We start from the raw sequence: 14,462 nt of genomic DNA on the forward strand, positions 1-14,462 counted from the left end.
TATTCATAATTGAAGAAAAGACTCAAACGTCCATAGAAACCCTCCAGTGGACCGTTCTTAATGATACAATAACCAGTGTCAGGATTGAGTTCCACTGTATATGCTCTGTCTATGTAGTATCCCGTTGGGGTGTTCGCTTCATAGTGTATCTGAAGGGTGATTCGTTCATCAATCTCAACGATGTCAATAGTGATCGATACTTCGTTATCTACTTTCGTTTCATAGAACAGGGTGCCATTATAAGTTCGAATGTGGTTTCCTTCGACTGTGTAATTCCACTCTCGAATGTACGCAGCTTCGATTCTGTATTTTATCTCACTGTTTTCGTCCAAGATTTCTGACAATTCTTTAGGTTTTGCTTGAATCCCTGTTATGGCAATGCACTGTGTGGGAATCGATAATACAACAAGACTGGCAAGAATAGCTCCTACCGCGACTCTGAGCAAAACCCTTTGCATTACTGTTCCTCTCCATATTGCTTTTCCAACATATAGAATGGTTGGTGACGTTTATCTATTTTTTGACAATATCCGGAGGCATTGCCGCATTTTCGCTTTCCCTCCCATTATGAGACCAATTTGTAGATTCCTCTTACTTTTCAAAGGGAGGACCGTTGTCGTTATATACCCAGTATTACATGGTATACATGATTGATATGACTGAAGTACTCTCGGTGAGAATTGATGAAGACCTGAAAGAGCGACTATCATATCTGATGGATCACCGAAAAATCGTAGACAGGTCTGCATACCTGCGTCAATTGATTGACAGAGCCCTTACCGAAGATCTCCTTGATTACCTTGCAGATGAAGTGAAATCAAAACGAATCAGTGTTTGGAAAGCCGCTTCCATTGCAGAGATACCATGGCGAGCGATGGTGAATGAGTTGGCCAAGAGAGATGTTCCTACTTATGATGAACAGGCTTTTCGAGAGGATCTCCGTTTCCTAGAGGAACACTAGCTTGATTGCCGTTGTCAACGCATCACCCTTGATATACCTTGGAAAAGCGGGGCTTCTGAACCTACTTCAGGTGCTTTTCGATGATGCGGTTGTATCAAGACAAGTAGAACAGGAGGTTCTTGATTCTAGCTACTCTGAGTATGTATCTCTAAAAAGCGCATTTGACGATTGGCTGAATATAACAGAAACTGAACTGACTGACGAATTTCAAAAACTCAGTAATTTTGGCCTTCACATCGGGGAGGTTCATACCCTTGCCCTGGCTCTACAGCTGAGAAAGCAGAAAAAAGAATCAGTGGTTGTAATTGATGACCTTGCAGCTAGGGATGTGGCTCGCACATTGGATCTGGCTGTCACGGGAACCATTGGCATCATTCTTCAAGCAAGAAAACAGGGTCGAATCTCAACGAAGAAGGCCTTATCAACGGTGGAATTTTTGGTGCAAGAAACAACCTTCCGGATGTCTACTAAACTCTATTCTCAGGTCCTATCTGAAATTGAAGGATAGTCAACAGCTATTGCTTTGTCTACCGTGCAATGTCTTTGAACTCTATACGCTCTTGGTAGCACTACTCAATCCTCAAGACGTCCATCAGGGAGCATTCGAAGATTGTGTATGATATATCTCTCTAAATCCCTACTGATTATTCTCGCTTTGATAGAATCCAGTTCGTTCACTTCTCTGCTATCTGTTCTCGACTGACTGATGAGTAAATCTTGCAATACGAGCCGATCACCTTTAGGCGAGGATACTGTCATTCTACAGCCAGTAAACCAGAGTATAAATTCGAAATCGGACAGGTTCACTCACAGGCGATATTCATGTCCACGGAAATTGTTTCCGCAAGTCAGATTATAGAAAATGCCGAGTATCTTATTGCTCTCACAGGAGCCGGGATTTCAAAAGAATCGAACATACCAACTTTCCGCGGTGAAGATGGTCTCTGGAGGGAATATGATGCTACCGATTTGGCTACGCCTTCAGCCTTTGCAAGGGATCCCGAACTGGTCTGGGAGTGGTATTCATGGAGGCAGAACTTGATTGCTGATTGTGAACCAAATCCTGCACACCTTACTCTTGCAGAGTGGGAAGAGGAGGGGTTACTCGAGTGTGTCATTACCCAAAACGTTGACGGGCTTCATCATAGGGCAGGGTCAGAGGACATCTACGAGGTACACGGAGATATCTGGGCTGTCAAGTGCACGAACTGTGATTACCGTGGGCGGCTTGATGAGCTCGCAGATGGAGTGCCGCATTGTGAAGAGTGTGGTTCGATACTACGACCAGATGTTGTTTGGTTTGGGGAAAGTCTAGATCAAGACGTCATGAGTCAAGTCTACTCGGAGCTTCAGCAAGCCGACACGTGCATCATAATCGGTACCTCTGGAATAGTTCAGCCTGCAGCATCATTTCCCCTTATTGTCAAACGGTCCGGTGGTTCTGCAATCGAAGTGAATATCGAAAAGACTCCTTTGACTTCAGCGGTTGATATACACATCGACGGAAAGGCAGGTGCTGTTCTCCCAAAGATTGATTCGATGCTAAAAAGACGTGAAGTCTAATCCATTTCAACTGCGCTGTATTGCAGACAAGAGATAAATGGGGGAACCAAGGATTGGTTTATTCAGGGTGGCAATTCATTGGATATATTGGTAACCGGCGGCACCGGTTTCATAGGCAAGAACTTGGTTAAACGCCTCCTTTCTTATGGGCATCACGTGAGCGTCCTTATTCGCGAAACTAGCGATACATCAGTACTACCTGATGCTGTTAATTTGGAGCTAGGTAATCTACTTGATAAAAGCTCCCTAACAGATATTGTCGAAGGCAAGGAAGTAGTCTTCCATCTTGCGGCTTACTTCGATTTCTATCCTAGCGACAAGGATCTCATGTATCGGGTAAATGTTGATGGGACAAGAATGCTGGCTGAAGCCAGTGCTGATGCTTCAGTTAGCAAGTTCATTTACTGCTCAAGTACTGAAGCAATTGGACCAGTTGATGATCCTCCTGCTGACGAGGAGACAGAACCGCAACCTGCATTTGACTACGGTAAGAGCAAAGTCTTGGCAGAAGAAGCTGTTAGGGAAGTCTCTTCTGAGAGGGATTTGATTCATACCATAGTTCGGCCAACCGGTGTGATGGGTGAAGGAGACCTCTATACTGCTTATGAGACCATCAAGGCTCTCAATAGAAAGGAAGTCCCCGTGCTTCCAGGCGATGGCGAGAAGCACATCATGTATACCCATGTTGATGATGTAACACGGGGATTTGAGGCCACCATGGTTCCAGCTGCCAACGATGAGACCATTATTATCTGCCCCGATAATCCTATGAAATACAATGACTTAGTCGAGTACATTTGTGATCTTCTTGGGGTTGAACCGCCCAAGAGACATGTTCCCACGACGCTTGCTAAACTGGGAATAGCGCTGATGAGCCCGTTCAAGAATTGGAAAGAGAACACATTTCTATGGCATCCTCAGACGATCCAAAGTATGGATGAAGAACGCTGGTACAGCAATGAAAAAGCAAAGAGGTTGCTGGATTGGGAGCCACGGATTAGCATGAAAGAGGGGCTGAAGAGGGCAATTGATTGGTACTATGAAAACGGCTATCTAGAACGGAGGCAGCAATAATTGGAGCCACTCATCGGCCTAATCCTTGTAGTGATGCCAATCATTCTTGCTTTTGTAATGCTGGTGGGCCTTCATCGAGCTGCTGATGTGACTGGAGTAGTTGTTTGGCTTGTGACGCTAGGCATCGCGATTGTTGCCTTTAGCACGGACATAGGAATAGCCCTTACTGCAAGCCTTGCAGGCATCATCAAATCATTCCCGATTTCCCTAATGGTGGCTTCTTCAATTCTCATGATGACATACATGCAGGAAACGGGAGCACTTCAGCGTCTCATCGTTTTCTTCAAAACGTTAGGTGGTGGAAGCCGCCCGATGCAAATCATGCTGATCAGTCTAGGTCTCGGGCTGTTTCTTGTCGGTATCGGGGCAACCCCCGTATCGATGCTCCCACCGGTGATGCTGGCTCTTGGCTTCTCTCCACTTGTCTCTGTAGCTCTCCCTTCCATAGGGTATGACCCACTCACAACATTTGCTCTTCTAGGTGTTCCAGCAGTAGTTTTCCAAGGCGAATACGCGGCAGTATCTGGAATCAGTTTGCCTCTATGGGAGGTTGGGATTACATTTGCAATGTATATGCCAATAATCACAACCATGATTGCCATATCCATGCTCTGGATTGCAGGTGGTAGGGAACTCCTCGCCAGCAAAGAAGGGCTGTTTCTGGCCATACTCAGTGGCGTAACAGCAGGTGGAATTGCCATTCTCAGCAATCTTGCTTTTGTCAATCAAACCACACTCACCAACGTTTTTGCTGGAGCTGGAGTGATGGGAGTGCTTTTTGCCTATTCCAAGATACGGGGCCGTCCGATACTTGACCAATCTGTATTAGACGATGATGATCGGTTGATTCAACAGTCTATGAATTTGCGAAAGGCAAGCATCCCCTGGATTATTCTTGTTGTACTCTGTTTGATTACGAATCTGATTCCACCTGTGAAGGACTTGCTTTTTACACAGCTGAGTTTTCCAGTGAACCTACCTGGCTATCCTTATGGGATTAAGACAAGGTTTCTATGGCAAGCATATACTCTCATGCTCATTGCTACAATTGTATCAATCCCTCTCCTAGGGAGTGATAAGCAAACACTAGCCAACACTTCCAAGAAGTTTCTCAAGAGGGCGCCTCGGCCGGTTCTAGCCGCTGCAATTTTCTTCGCAATGGCTGAAGTTATGAATTTCAGCGGTTTCACAATCGCAGCCGATGGGACATGGGCATTTCCTGAAGCTAATCCAACCAACAATATGATTCATCTCTTGGCAACAAGTACTTCCTCATCTTTGGGTGTCTTCTACCCGCTTACCGCTGCCTTTCTGGGTCTTCTCGCTGGATTCATATCCGGATCTGAGACTTCGGCTATTGCACTCTTCACCGGATATCACTATCAGGCCAGTACAATGATTGGCGCTGACTCGCTGGTGGTATCTGCGTCAAATGGAATTGGCGGTGGGTTGGCCAGTGTATTGAGCCCAGCAAAAGTACAGAACGCCGCAGCAGTGATAGATGAAATCGGTATTGAAGGGGAGGTCATTCGGTATGGAGCTATCATCGCGATAGTCATCACTGGCGTTGTGGCCGGCCTAACGATGCTATGGGCATTCGCATAGCCAGCTATAGGAGTGAAACCTTCTCCTAAGAATAAAAAGAAAGGGCGAGGGCCCTAAGGGCCCTCCCAATTAAATCAATCAGTTGACTCTGCTCTGTTGTTGCGTTTGTAGTTGCCTACGTAACCACCGAAGCTACGATTTGGACGGCCGTAGCCCTCTGATTTCTTCTTTTTCTTCTTTGGTCTGGATTTCTTCTTGTAGCTCCGTTTTCGCTTATCTCGGTGTTCTTCTTCTGACATATTGACGTCGTAGTTGACTTCCTCGATTTCCTCGTCAGCTTCTTCCAGTTCACTATACTTTCCGATTTTCAGACGTAGATGATTTCGAAACGTGCCGGTATACCCGTTTTCCAATTCGTAGGTCTTACCTGTTTCCATCTCATCAATGGACTCATCCCAAAGAGGTACAACGACAGTACCAGTACTATCTCCAACGGTTGCATCTAGGACTCTGTGCTTGGAACCATCACTCCTTGATGTCACTTCTCGGGCTTCTCCCTTGTCGACCACCTTGAAGCGAATGTTTACGTTTTTCATACCAGGCTTTAGCTCAGAAACAGTTGCGTCTACAGGTTCAGGTTTAGTCATAATGAATCAAACTCTTCTAACATAGGCGTTTTCTAATACCCCTCAATCAATAAAGACAAATCTACTCTACCAAATGATTTTGGGTAATGCCTCTTTTTACGTCTTTTTAAGATACACACTTTCAAGCGCGTATATAAAGTTCAGCTTTTGTAGGTGCTACATCTTAGGCTGAGACCCTGTGAATCTTTGGGCACTACTATGGTGGCGCCTCTTCCATTATTCTTTGATAAAGCGAGTTTAGGGAGATGATGTAAAACGGCAGTATCACCACAATGTCCACAAAGACCCCGATAACCGCCAGTGCAACGACAGCCATTGCAAGTGGGTTACTTATCGGTTCCATAATGGTTCCAAAGAGTATGTTCCAAACGGCCAAGGGAGCGAACCAGATAGCAAAGAGAAATAGAAACGCTATCCATGTGGTGAATGTCCATAATGGATGCTTGGTAGCAGTACGTATAGCATGCTTCAGTGCTTCTATTGCTGACTTATCTTCCATAAGGCTGGGAACATACATGGTTTGCACACCACCAGCAAAGAAGACCCATCCAAAACCAATTGCTCCGAGTATCACATTTGCTGGGCCGCTCACAGATCCGCCAAAGACAAAAGAAAATGCGGCAGCCGTCAGGACAGCCGGTCCAAGTACAGTAAATGCGATGGTGATGCCACCTAGTGCGAATTTGACAAGGTGCTTCTTGAACCAACTGAATGGTGTATCTGCCTCTTTACCCTTACTTTCTGTCAATTGCTTAGACATTCCAAACACAGGTGCCATCACCCAAGCACCAATTGCGAAGACAGGAATGACAACCAGAATGAACACACTAGTCAGTATGAAAATCAAATCTCCGGAGGAGATAAGGGGTAACCATGTTTCCATTAAATCCCTAAATACTGCATAAGGGTGCAGCCCCGAAAAGATGGATGACATGATTCCTGCCAAACCCGCAAGCCCGGCTGTCATGAATACCATGATAACAGCCATCTGCGAAACAGCTATGACATACGTCATGAAATTGTCTTCCAGATGCTCGGCGGATTTTCGTAGAATCTCAGTCACTATCAAGTAAACACCTCAGATATGGGCTGAATAAGCAATAGCATGATCGTTATGCAATCCTCAATTTAGTAATTCTATTGGAACTAAGTTCAAGTTAAGTCTTTTTCAAACGCCGCTTATTGCGGAATATCAAGATTCTTGGTGGCTTCTGAAGTCTTATTTATTCTTTCTAGGAACCCGCCTTAGTTGGTCTTGTTGGATCTTACATACTGGTGCGAAAACAAGTTTTATGTGAATCCCTGCATTGAATGTACCAATGACTGTTTGTTCTGCGTAAGAAACTTCCAGGACGGTGTATATGGTTTCGAGCTTGCTGGTGAAAGAAACCCAAGTGCCCATGAAATCAGGGAAGCCATAGAGGATACTTGGGATGAGAGATTCACAGATGCTGCGATAGTTGGCTTTGGGGAACCACTACTGAATCTTGATACATCGCTCGAAGCCATAGTTACATTAGAGGAGCTTTCAGACGTGCCGATGCGTATGGATACAAATGGTCAAGCATCTTTGATCCATCCGTCACGCAATGTAGCTGTTGAGCTCAAGAACGCAGGACTAGAGGAAATCCAGATTTCATTGAATGCCTCCTCTGCTAAGGTATATGATTTGCTCTGCCAGTCGGAATTCGGTCTCCGTGCTTATGATGCCGTACTGCAGTTTGCTCGAAGCTGCAAAGATGTGATGCGGGTTGTTTTATCGGTTGTAGATATTCCCGGAGTAGATATTGAAGCATGTAGGCAAGTAGCTGATGAACTGCAGGTGGATTTCCGAGTAAGGGGATTCAAGGGTCCTTCACACATTGCCGATAGTATTTCTGAGAAATTGAGTAAAACTTGAACACAGATTCTCCTGAGGAATTGGTTGTCGAAATATATGACCAAATATATCTGATACAATGCTTTCACATAGAATATGAAGCTGACTCAAGTCACAGACCGTGTATATGCCGACACAACTGGAGAAAATGCTGGCAACTATGGCATTGTGGTTTTGGACGATGAAGTGGTTGTTGTTGATAGCGGTATGTACCATACGCTTACTTCTGATTTCAGAGAAGAAGTCGAGAACGAATTCGGGCTTCCTATTTTGAAGATGGTCTTGACTCACTACCATCCTGACCATCTGTTCGGAGCACAAGCATTGAACCCTGTAAGCGTCATAGCTTCAGCTCCTACCCTTGCTATATGTAAAGAGCTTGTGGAGAATGAATGGCGAAAAGAGAAACTCGTAGCACAGGCCAAGAAGAACAAGGATGAACGTCCAGAAATGTGGAAGGCTGCGCAGGAACTCGAGCTCAAGCTTCCTGATATCATATTCAAGGAACGCCTCCAAATTGGTTCTGATAATAACATGACAGTTGAACTAACGGGCGGTCATACCAAGGGGTCATCTATAGCCATCGTAGAGCCAGATCATGTGATTTTCGCAGGAGATTTGGTTTTTCAGGGCTCATTCCCATATGCCGGAGATCCAACCTGTAATCCTGATGATTGGCTAGACGCTTTGGAAGGGATCAAAGATGCAGAAGCAGAACAAATAGTTCCCGGCCACGGTGAGCTTTGCGGGAATGATGAAATTGATCGGCACGTCAAGTTCCTAAGGAGTCTGAGGAGAGAAGTACTAGGGGCAATAGACGAAAATCTTACTCCAGAAGAATTCATGGACCAAGGTCGCACACCAAGCTATTATGATGAAAAATCCGAAGGGCGTGAAAAAAGCGCAGTAGAGCATTGGTTCGAGTTCTATAAATAGATTCCATTTCCAACGCAGGTGATGGAAACACTGCCAAAGAACATAGCCTTATAGGCGGACATTTGAGTGATTACTTCAAAGGCACATAAGCAACGAGGATTTTCGATTTGGCTATTGACCGAGATTACCCGAACCGCGTAATCAGTTACCCAACTTTTGGTGAGCTGAGTGAGATTCTGGCAAAGGACTTTGACTTGATAGAAAGCTCGATGCAATATGGTATGCCAACTTTCGTGGTGCGCTGGCCCGGTTATGAGATTCCATCAATTGAACACCAGCGCGATGTCTTCAACAAACTGGAGAAAGAAGCGGACAGATATCGGCTTTGGCCGGTTGTTCGTTGGAAAGACGAAGAATCAGGTGAATACTTCATTCGTTTTGCTCCACAGCAAAAGGAAGAAGAGGGCGATATGCGCATCAATTATGCCCTCTTCGTGGCAACTCTAGCTACAATCAGTCTTGCTGGATTTCTGCAAGCTACGAGCCCTGTCTTTTTGACATTGTTCTATCCTAATGGCTGGAATCTATGGGACCTTGCGTTTGTGACTGGAACCTTCCTGCTTGCTCTTATGGGCATAGTTTTCACACATGAAATGGGTCATTATCTTACTGCGAAAAGACGTGGCATCGATTCCTCGGCACCCTATTTCATACCTGGTTTACCTCAGATTGGTGGAACCTTTGGTGCTTTTATTCAACAGAAAAGCCCTCCACAGAACCGTAGGGACCTTTTCGACCTCGGTCTTGCTGGACCTTTAGCTGGATTCGCTGTAACACTGGTTGTTCTTGTAGCTGGTTTTCTGATGTCGGTTCCTGTAACTGCTGAGCAGCTAGAAGCAATAGACGCAGCCTTTCCCAATATGACAGGATCCCTACCGGTACCTTACCTGTTTGTTATACTGGAGATGGTTTTCTCTGATTTCATACCACCGGGTGGTACAATCTATCTTCATCCAATAGCTTTTGCAAGCTGGGTTGGTTGTCTTGTGACCGCACTCAATCTCTTTCCAGCGGGTCAGCTTGACGGTGGTCATGCGCTACGAGCCATTGTAGGGCCCAAGAAGCACAAGTACATCGGGTATGCTGCTATTGCTGTGATGTTCTTGATGGGCATCTACCTCATGGCCATCTTGGTGCTGTTCCTATCACGTGGAGAGCATCCTGGACCACTCAATGATACGGTACCTGTCTCAAAGACTAGGATTGCCCTGTTTGTGTTAGCAATCATTGTTGTTGCACTATCTATCCCCCCATTGTGGCAGACCTTCACTTTCTAGGAAGTCTGAGCAACAATCAAAATACGACCGGCTCGAGGGTGCGAGTTCTGGTCAAAGTGCCCTCCAGTTTGGTTATTGCAGAGGAATTCTTTAGTTTAACATTCAGTCATAATAGACTACACCCATCTCAGAGTAGTCATCTTCTTCCTCGGAGTTTTCATCGTCTTCTTCATCGCAGCGCCCAAATACTATCCTTGTAGCCCATTTGAATAAATAACCAAGAAGAACGAAAAGAGAGAATAGCATTGAATATCCAGCAAGTAACGTAATGATTGGAAATACCCAGCCGGATGTATCTGGCAAATCCCGGTAGATGAGGACCTCCCAATAGTCTCCTTTTTCGAGCTCACCCGAGATAGTCAGGTTCGTTGCTGATTTGGGTTTGATCGTTAATTCTAATCTTCCCAGTGCATATGCGGCAGAATTTTCACTCGCATGAGATTCGTCGTTCATCTCTTGAGACGCGCGTTCTGTGCTGTTTACGAATATGGCCGCGTATCCTCTGATTGAAGCTGTCCACCAATCTCTATCAACGAAAGAAACTTCCAGCTCATACGAATGGTTCCCCTCAAGCATAATGCTCAGTCGAACCAAGCTATCTTCGGAAGTTTTGTGCAAATAGCAGTGCTGTTCTTCGACTTGACGGTCAAGTGCTAGGTTATGTTCGATTAACCCTTCCCAAATACCCATACTTAGACCAACCCACAGCATTATCATGAGCCATCTTCTTTTTCCCCCGGGAAGATTCATTACCTATCTCACATCTACTATCCCTATATCGCAATATAGAGTTTACCGGTTATTCGATGAGATGTTCAAGAGAAGAAGTAGTACAAGAAGAAGTAGAGATGACCCACAAGAAAGTAAGCAAGGACAACGAAAGTTGTCCTCACTTCGTATTTGGTATTGAACCAGTTTCAGATTTGCTTTAGAATTCGAGGACAATCTCTTCTTCTTCTTCGTCCTCTTCTAGCCTCATTACTCCAAGCTCAAGTAAGCGATCCATGACTTTGTGTGCCGCTTCATCAATTTGAGGTTCGAACTTGGCTCCAGTGATGACAAGTTTGCCTGACCCAAAGAGGAGAATAACCACTCTTGGGTCTCGCATCCTGTAAATAAGACCAGGGAATTGCTCGGGCTCGTACAAAGTGTTTTCCAAAGTCATCGCTGCAAGTTCAAGATTAAGCTCGTATCCAAGACTGGCACTGGCAACAATATTTTGAACGACGATAATTGGCTTGCCGGTGATTTCGATACCTGCTTCACGGATATTCTTGACAATCTTGTGAACGGCTCTCTTAGATTCTTTCTCACTCTTCGCTCCGGTACATACCATCTTCCCGCTGTTGAAGATGAGTGTAGCAGTCTTTGGTTTCTTGAGTCTGTAAACAAGGCCTGGAAACTGCTCAGGATCAAACTCGACGTTTGGCATTGTAGCAGCGATTTCGTCGAGATCAAGTCTCTGATTCAAGATTACTGATGCAACAACGTTCTCGATTTTCGTGGTTGGCTCTGGTTTTGGCTTATCTTCTGCCATTATGGTCATCCTCCGCCTTTATATATGGAATGCGACTGGTCCGGTCATATATAAATCCCTTTTTAAATGCCACGAAAGGAAGCGTTTAGTTTTCTCAAGAAATACTACTTACGAGTCGTTTCCTTATACATGCGTGCTTCGAGGTCGATTTGTGCCCGCATTCTTCTTCAAATAGGTATGAACCACATTCCACACTCTTTTAGTGACATCTTGGACAGGCGGCGTTGCATCGATTATTTGAGCATTGCTCAGATTCTTTTCTATCCATCTGAAAATCTTTCTGACTTCGGTGAGATATTCCGGATCTTCGAAGTAGTTCGGCTTTCCGTTTTCTCTGTCGTTTATTCTGCTCAAGCCTATTTCAGGAGCAACATCGAGAATTAGTATAAGATCTGGACGTGGTGCAAAATCATTTAATTTCATAATTTCCTCTGGGTCGATTCCTAGTGCACCTTGATATGCTACATTTGAAAGATAGTATCGGTCCAAGATGACCACTTTACCATCAGAAAGAGCGGGTTTGATGTATTTCTCAACATCGATTTTTCTATCTTCAATGAAGTAATTCAGTTCTTCTCTAGGGTCTACAGAACGACCGTGTATGGCCAGATTCCTGATTTTTTTCCCCCACTTGCTGTTTGTTGGCTCATGCAATCTGACGGGGTCATAGCCTTCTTCTTCAAGCCGATCTTCCAGCTTCTTTGCTTGAGTAGTTTTCCCTGTTCCGTCAATCCCTTCTATAACAAAAAGGAAACCGGTGCTATGGTCTTCTCTCCCATCATGATTACTCATTCAACAATCCTCTTCGGCCAGGTTACCTGAATTTCATATTAAGCGTTTGGTGGCACTGATGCAGCTTTGTTCTCATTTCTCTTCGGTTTCTATATTCGGGCACGAGCCTTCAACTATCCGAAACTTAATAGAGCGTCTTCTAACCGGATTTCTTGAGACTGTTAGAAGCAACTGTCTAAGGACCACTACCGCTGGTGGCGTTGCTCAGTGGACACTGGGAAACCCTTTTATGGTGTATAAGGTTTCGACGCCGCCAAGCGATTCAGTAGTCTATTTCATCATCTAGCTCAGAGAGTGACACCTGAATGATTTCAAGAAGAAGAACCATCGCATTTGTTCTGGCGTTTCTAGTATTCGTGAACCTAGTAGGCACCGCTTCATTAGTCGAGCAGGGCGGAGTTGAAGTAACAACTTCACCGTCATCGGGTTTTGAAGTTTCAGCAACCGATTTGCTTGTTCTCAATGAGACTTGGACCGATTTGGATTTCGATGATGATGATTTGGTGTTCCACGTTTACAACCACTCAACTGCATATCCGATTGCGGATGCAAATGTATCCCTTTACAACACGACTGATATGACGCTATACCAGTCAAAAGCGACAGGTGGCCTCGGTGAAGCTCGTTTTGAAGATATTCCAGTTGGAAACTATACCTGGAATGTAACTCTTGAAAATGCTCAAGGTGATTATGATCCGACTGCCTACCAGACGGGTGTATTCCACTCCGACGGGCCCGAAGCGATTACGAATGTAGAAATCGGGAACCTTGACTGGGATAACGATGATGATGATCTTAATGCGACCATTCTTGCTAAGAATGGAGATCCTGCTGAAGGCTTGAACTTCACTGTCTACGATCGAGATGCATCCACGGTGTATAATGAAACGACAGTAGATGCAGATGGTGTGGTTTACTTGGAAGATATCCCCGAAGGCAACTACACATGGTATCTAACAGTTGCATCAGGTGACTATGACGGCTATGTGCTGAATCAAGAGAATTTCACAGCAGATGGAACAACAATCATGGTTGAACAGCATGTTGGACCTGTTGCAGGTGATCCTGATTACTATGATTTAGACATATTCATCGGCTATGAAAACACATTAGATCCCATTGCAGGTGCGCTTGTCAATGTTACCTACAAGAACGGTACGGTAATTGATACACGGGTAACAGGAACCAATGGCACACTCGTATTCAAGGACTTGCCTGTTGCATTCATCAACTGGACAGTAACCCTCTCGGGCGAGCATTTGGGCCTAAGTCCTTATTCGTATAATCTGACTCAGGTTTCAGCAGATATTCGAAGCCCAAATCTAGTATCACCTGGGAACCAAGAGTTTCTAGTTGGAACGCCCAATATGACATTGACGTGGCAACTCGAGGATGAGTATCCTCTGAACATCAGCCTCTACGTTGATGGGTCCTTGGAAGACAATGAAACATGGAACAGCAGCTCCTATGAATACACGTTCAACATGACCGGCTATGAACTGGGAATGTATGATGTTACCATAGAGGCCTTGGACCAGAACCAAAACTTGGCCAGCGATAGTATTTCAGTACTTGTCTATGAGAACGTAACTCCCGTTGTTGAAGGTCCGGATGAAACCATTGAGTTCTACTATACTCAAACAGGTTATTCGATAACTTGGAATGTTACAGATGAACATATGGACAGCTATCGAATACTCAGAAATGGTACTGTCGTGAAATCTGGAACTCTTAACCCTGATCAACCCCGAGTCACAGTTTCCCTTGATGGTCTGGGTATTGGCCTATACGAGTACTCTCTGATTGCGAATGATACGAGTGGCAATACAGGTATGGACAATGTCACTGTGAAAGTCAAGAGAGATGATATTGTACCACTAGTCGTGTATGCCCCACCAGAGATTCACTACTTTAGAGGTAGACAGAATCTGGTTCGGAATTGGACTGTTACGGATGAATTCAAATCAAACTACTCCATTAAAGTGGACGGATTCATTGCTGAATCCGGAGCTTGGGACTCGGAAACAATCGAGTTTGATTTCGGCGGCTTATCTGATGGTGTTCATTGGGTTGTTCTCATAGTTGAGGACCTTGGTGGCAATACCGTACAATCATCTGTAAAGGTAGTCGTATCTCCACCTTTGGTCGAAACCTACTTGCTTGGTGCAGGCGTAATTGGTGGTATCGTCCTTGTTGCAGCTGTGATTGTCTGGTATGTTCGATATAGGTGATAGTACCCTCTCGTCTGATT

16 protein-coding genes are annotated in these 14,462 nt (G+C 44.9%); 9 read left to right on the forward strand and 7 right to left on the reverse strand.

Features of this window, described 5'->3' with window-relative positions:
* Positions 1–458 (reverse strand): hypothetical protein (locus GF309_13760; GenBank protein MBD3159844.1); only part of this gene is annotated, 458 nt, incomplete at its 3' end.
* Between the two features lie 155 nt (positions 459–613).
* Here GF309_13760 and GF309_13765 point away from each other — a divergent pair.
* Together GF309_13765 and GF309_13770 are read left to right on the forward strand one after the other, a co-directional pair.
* Positions 614–961 carry a hypothetical protein gene (locus tag GF309_13765; protein MBD3159845.1) on the forward strand — a complete coding sequence of 116 codons (348 nt, stop codon included), beginning with the start codon at positions 614–616 and terminating at the stop codon, positions 959–961.
* A gap of 1 nt (position 962) precedes the next feature.
* A complete protein-coding gene (locus GF309_13770; protein MBD3159846.1) occupies positions 963–1,469 on the forward strand; it encodes a DUF3368 domain-containing protein in 507 nt (168 codons plus the stop codon).
* 65 nt (positions 1,470–1,534) lie between these two features.
* Here GF309_13770 and GF309_13775 read toward each other — a convergent pair whose 3' ends face one another.
* Complete coding sequence (locus tag GF309_13775) at positions 1,535–1,684, reverse strand: hypothetical protein (GenBank protein ID MBD3159847.1); 150 nt, start codon at positions 1,682–1,684, stop codon at positions 1,535–1,537.
* 99 nt (positions 1,685–1,783) lie between these two features.
* Between GF309_13775 and GF309_13780 the strand changes: the two genes are divergently transcribed.
* The 3 genes from GF309_13780 to GF309_13790 are packed head-to-tail and all read left to right on the forward strand — an operon-like array spanning position 1,784 to position 5,203.
* On the forward strand, positions 1,784–2,524 hold the full coding sequence (locus GF309_13780; GenBank protein ID MBD3159848.1) for an NAD-dependent protein deacylase: 741 nt from the start codon (positions 1,784–1,786) through the stop codon (positions 2,522–2,524).
* A 3-nt stretch (positions 2,525–2,527) separates the two neighbouring features.
* Complete coding sequence (locus tag GF309_13785; GenBank protein MBD3159849.1) at positions 2,528–3,598, forward strand: NAD-dependent epimerase/dehydratase family protein; 1,071 nt, start codon at positions 2,528–2,530, stop codon at positions 3,596–3,598.
* Positions 3,599–5,203, forward strand: coding sequence for an L-lactate permease (locus tag GF309_13790; GenBank protein MBD3159850.1), 1,605 nt, complete (start codon positions 3,599–3,601; stop codon positions 5,201–5,203).
* A 74-nt stretch (positions 5,204–5,277) separates the two neighbouring features.
* Here the strand turns inward: GF309_13790 and GF309_13795 are convergent, their stop codons facing one another.
* Both GF309_13795 and GF309_13800 read right to left on the reverse strand, forming a co-directional pair.
* On the reverse strand, positions 5,278–5,790 hold the full coding sequence (locus tag GF309_13795; protein ID MBD3159851.1) for a single-stranded DNA-binding protein: 513 nt from the start codon (positions 5,788–5,790) through the stop codon (positions 5,278–5,280).
* A 196-nt stretch (positions 5,791–5,986) separates the two neighbouring features.
* Positions 5,987–6,853: a hypothetical protein gene (locus GF309_13800; protein MBD3159852.1), complete on the reverse strand. Its 867-nt coding sequence runs from the start codon at positions 6,851–6,853 to the stop codon at positions 5,987–5,989.
* 186 nt (positions 6,854–7,039) lie between these two features.
* Between GF309_13800 and GF309_13805 the strand changes: the two genes are divergently transcribed.
* The 3 genes from GF309_13805 to GF309_13815 all read left to right on the forward strand — a co-directional run bounded on the left by GF309_13805 (position 7,040) and on the right by GF309_13815 (position 9,882).
* Complete coding sequence (locus GF309_13805; protein ID MBD3159853.1) at positions 7,040–7,690, forward strand: radical SAM protein; 651 nt, start codon at positions 7,040–7,042, stop codon at positions 7,688–7,690.
* Between the two features lie 75 nt (positions 7,691–7,765).
* A complete protein-coding gene (locus GF309_13810; protein ID MBD3159854.1) occupies positions 7,766–8,605 on the forward strand; it encodes an MBL fold metallo-hydrolase in 840 nt (279 codons plus the stop codon).
* Between the two features lie 107 nt (positions 8,606–8,712).
* Positions 8,713–9,882: a hypothetical protein gene (locus GF309_13815; GenBank protein MBD3159855.1), complete on the forward strand. Its 1,170-nt coding sequence runs from the start codon at positions 8,713–8,715 to the stop codon at positions 9,880–9,882.
* Positions 9,883–9,984: 102 nt separating this feature from the next.
* Here GF309_13815 and GF309_13820 read toward each other — a convergent pair whose 3' ends face one another.
* From GF309_13820 to GF309_13830, 3 genes are all read right to left on the reverse strand, one after another.
* Entirely contained in the window at positions 9,985–10,599 is a 615-nt protein-coding gene (locus GF309_13820; GenBank protein ID MBD3159856.1) for a hypothetical protein, read from the reverse strand.
* 211 nt (positions 10,600–10,810) lie between these two features.
* Positions 10,811–11,419 carry a TATA-box-binding protein gene (locus tag GF309_13825; GenBank protein MBD3159857.1) on the reverse strand — a complete coding sequence of 203 codons (609 nt, stop codon included), beginning with the start codon at positions 11,417–11,419 and terminating at the stop codon, positions 10,811–10,813.
* Positions 11,420–11,542: 123 nt separating this feature from the next.
* Positions 11,543–12,211, reverse strand: a complete 669-nt coding sequence (locus GF309_13830; GenBank protein ID MBD3159858.1) for a dTMP kinase — start codon at positions 12,209–12,211, stop codon at positions 11,543–11,545.
* A 305-nt stretch (positions 12,212–12,516) separates the two neighbouring features.
* On the opposite strand from GF309_13830, the gene GF309_13835 reads away from it, so the two are divergent.
* Entirely contained in the window at positions 12,517–14,442 is a 1,926-nt protein-coding gene (locus tag GF309_13835; protein ID MBD3159859.1) for a hypothetical protein, read from the forward strand.
* The last annotated feature ends 20 nt before the right edge of the window (positions 14,443–14,462 follow it).

Source organism: Candidatus Lokiarchaeota archaeon (genome assembly GCA_014730275.1).
Taxonomy (GTDB): Archaea; Asgardarchaeota; Thorarchaeia; order Thorarchaeales; family Thorarchaeaceae; genus WJIL01.

Bases quoted from the DNA above. Each gene is read 5' to 3' on its own strand.
- GF309_13830 (MBD3159858.1), bottom strand. From the start codon at position 12,211: ATGAGTAATCATGATGGGAGAGAAGACCATAGCACCGGTTTCCTTTTT.
- GF309_13820 (MBD3159856.1), bottom strand. From the start codon at position 10,599: ATGATAATGCTGTGGGTTGGTCTAAGTATGGGTATTTGGGAAGGGTTA.
- GF309_13810 (MBD3159854.1), top strand. From the start codon at position 7,766: ATGAAGCTGACTCAAGTCACAGACCGTGTATATGCCGACACAACTGGA.
- GF309_13825 (MBD3159857.1), bottom strand. From the start codon at position 11,419: ATGGCAGAAGATAAGCCAAAACCAGAGCCAACCACGAAAATCGAGAAC.
- GF309_13835 (MBD3159859.1), top strand. From the start codon at position 12,517: ATGATTTCAAGAAGAAGAACCATCGCATTTGTTCTGGCGTTTCTAGTA.
- GF309_13780 (MBD3159848.1), top strand. From the start codon at position 1,784: ATGTCCACGGAAATTGTTTCCGCAAGTCAGATTATAGAAAATGCCGAG.
- GF309_13795 (MBD3159851.1), bottom strand. From the start codon at position 5,790: ATGACTAAACCTGAACCTGTAGACGCAACTGTTTCTGAGCTAAAGCCT.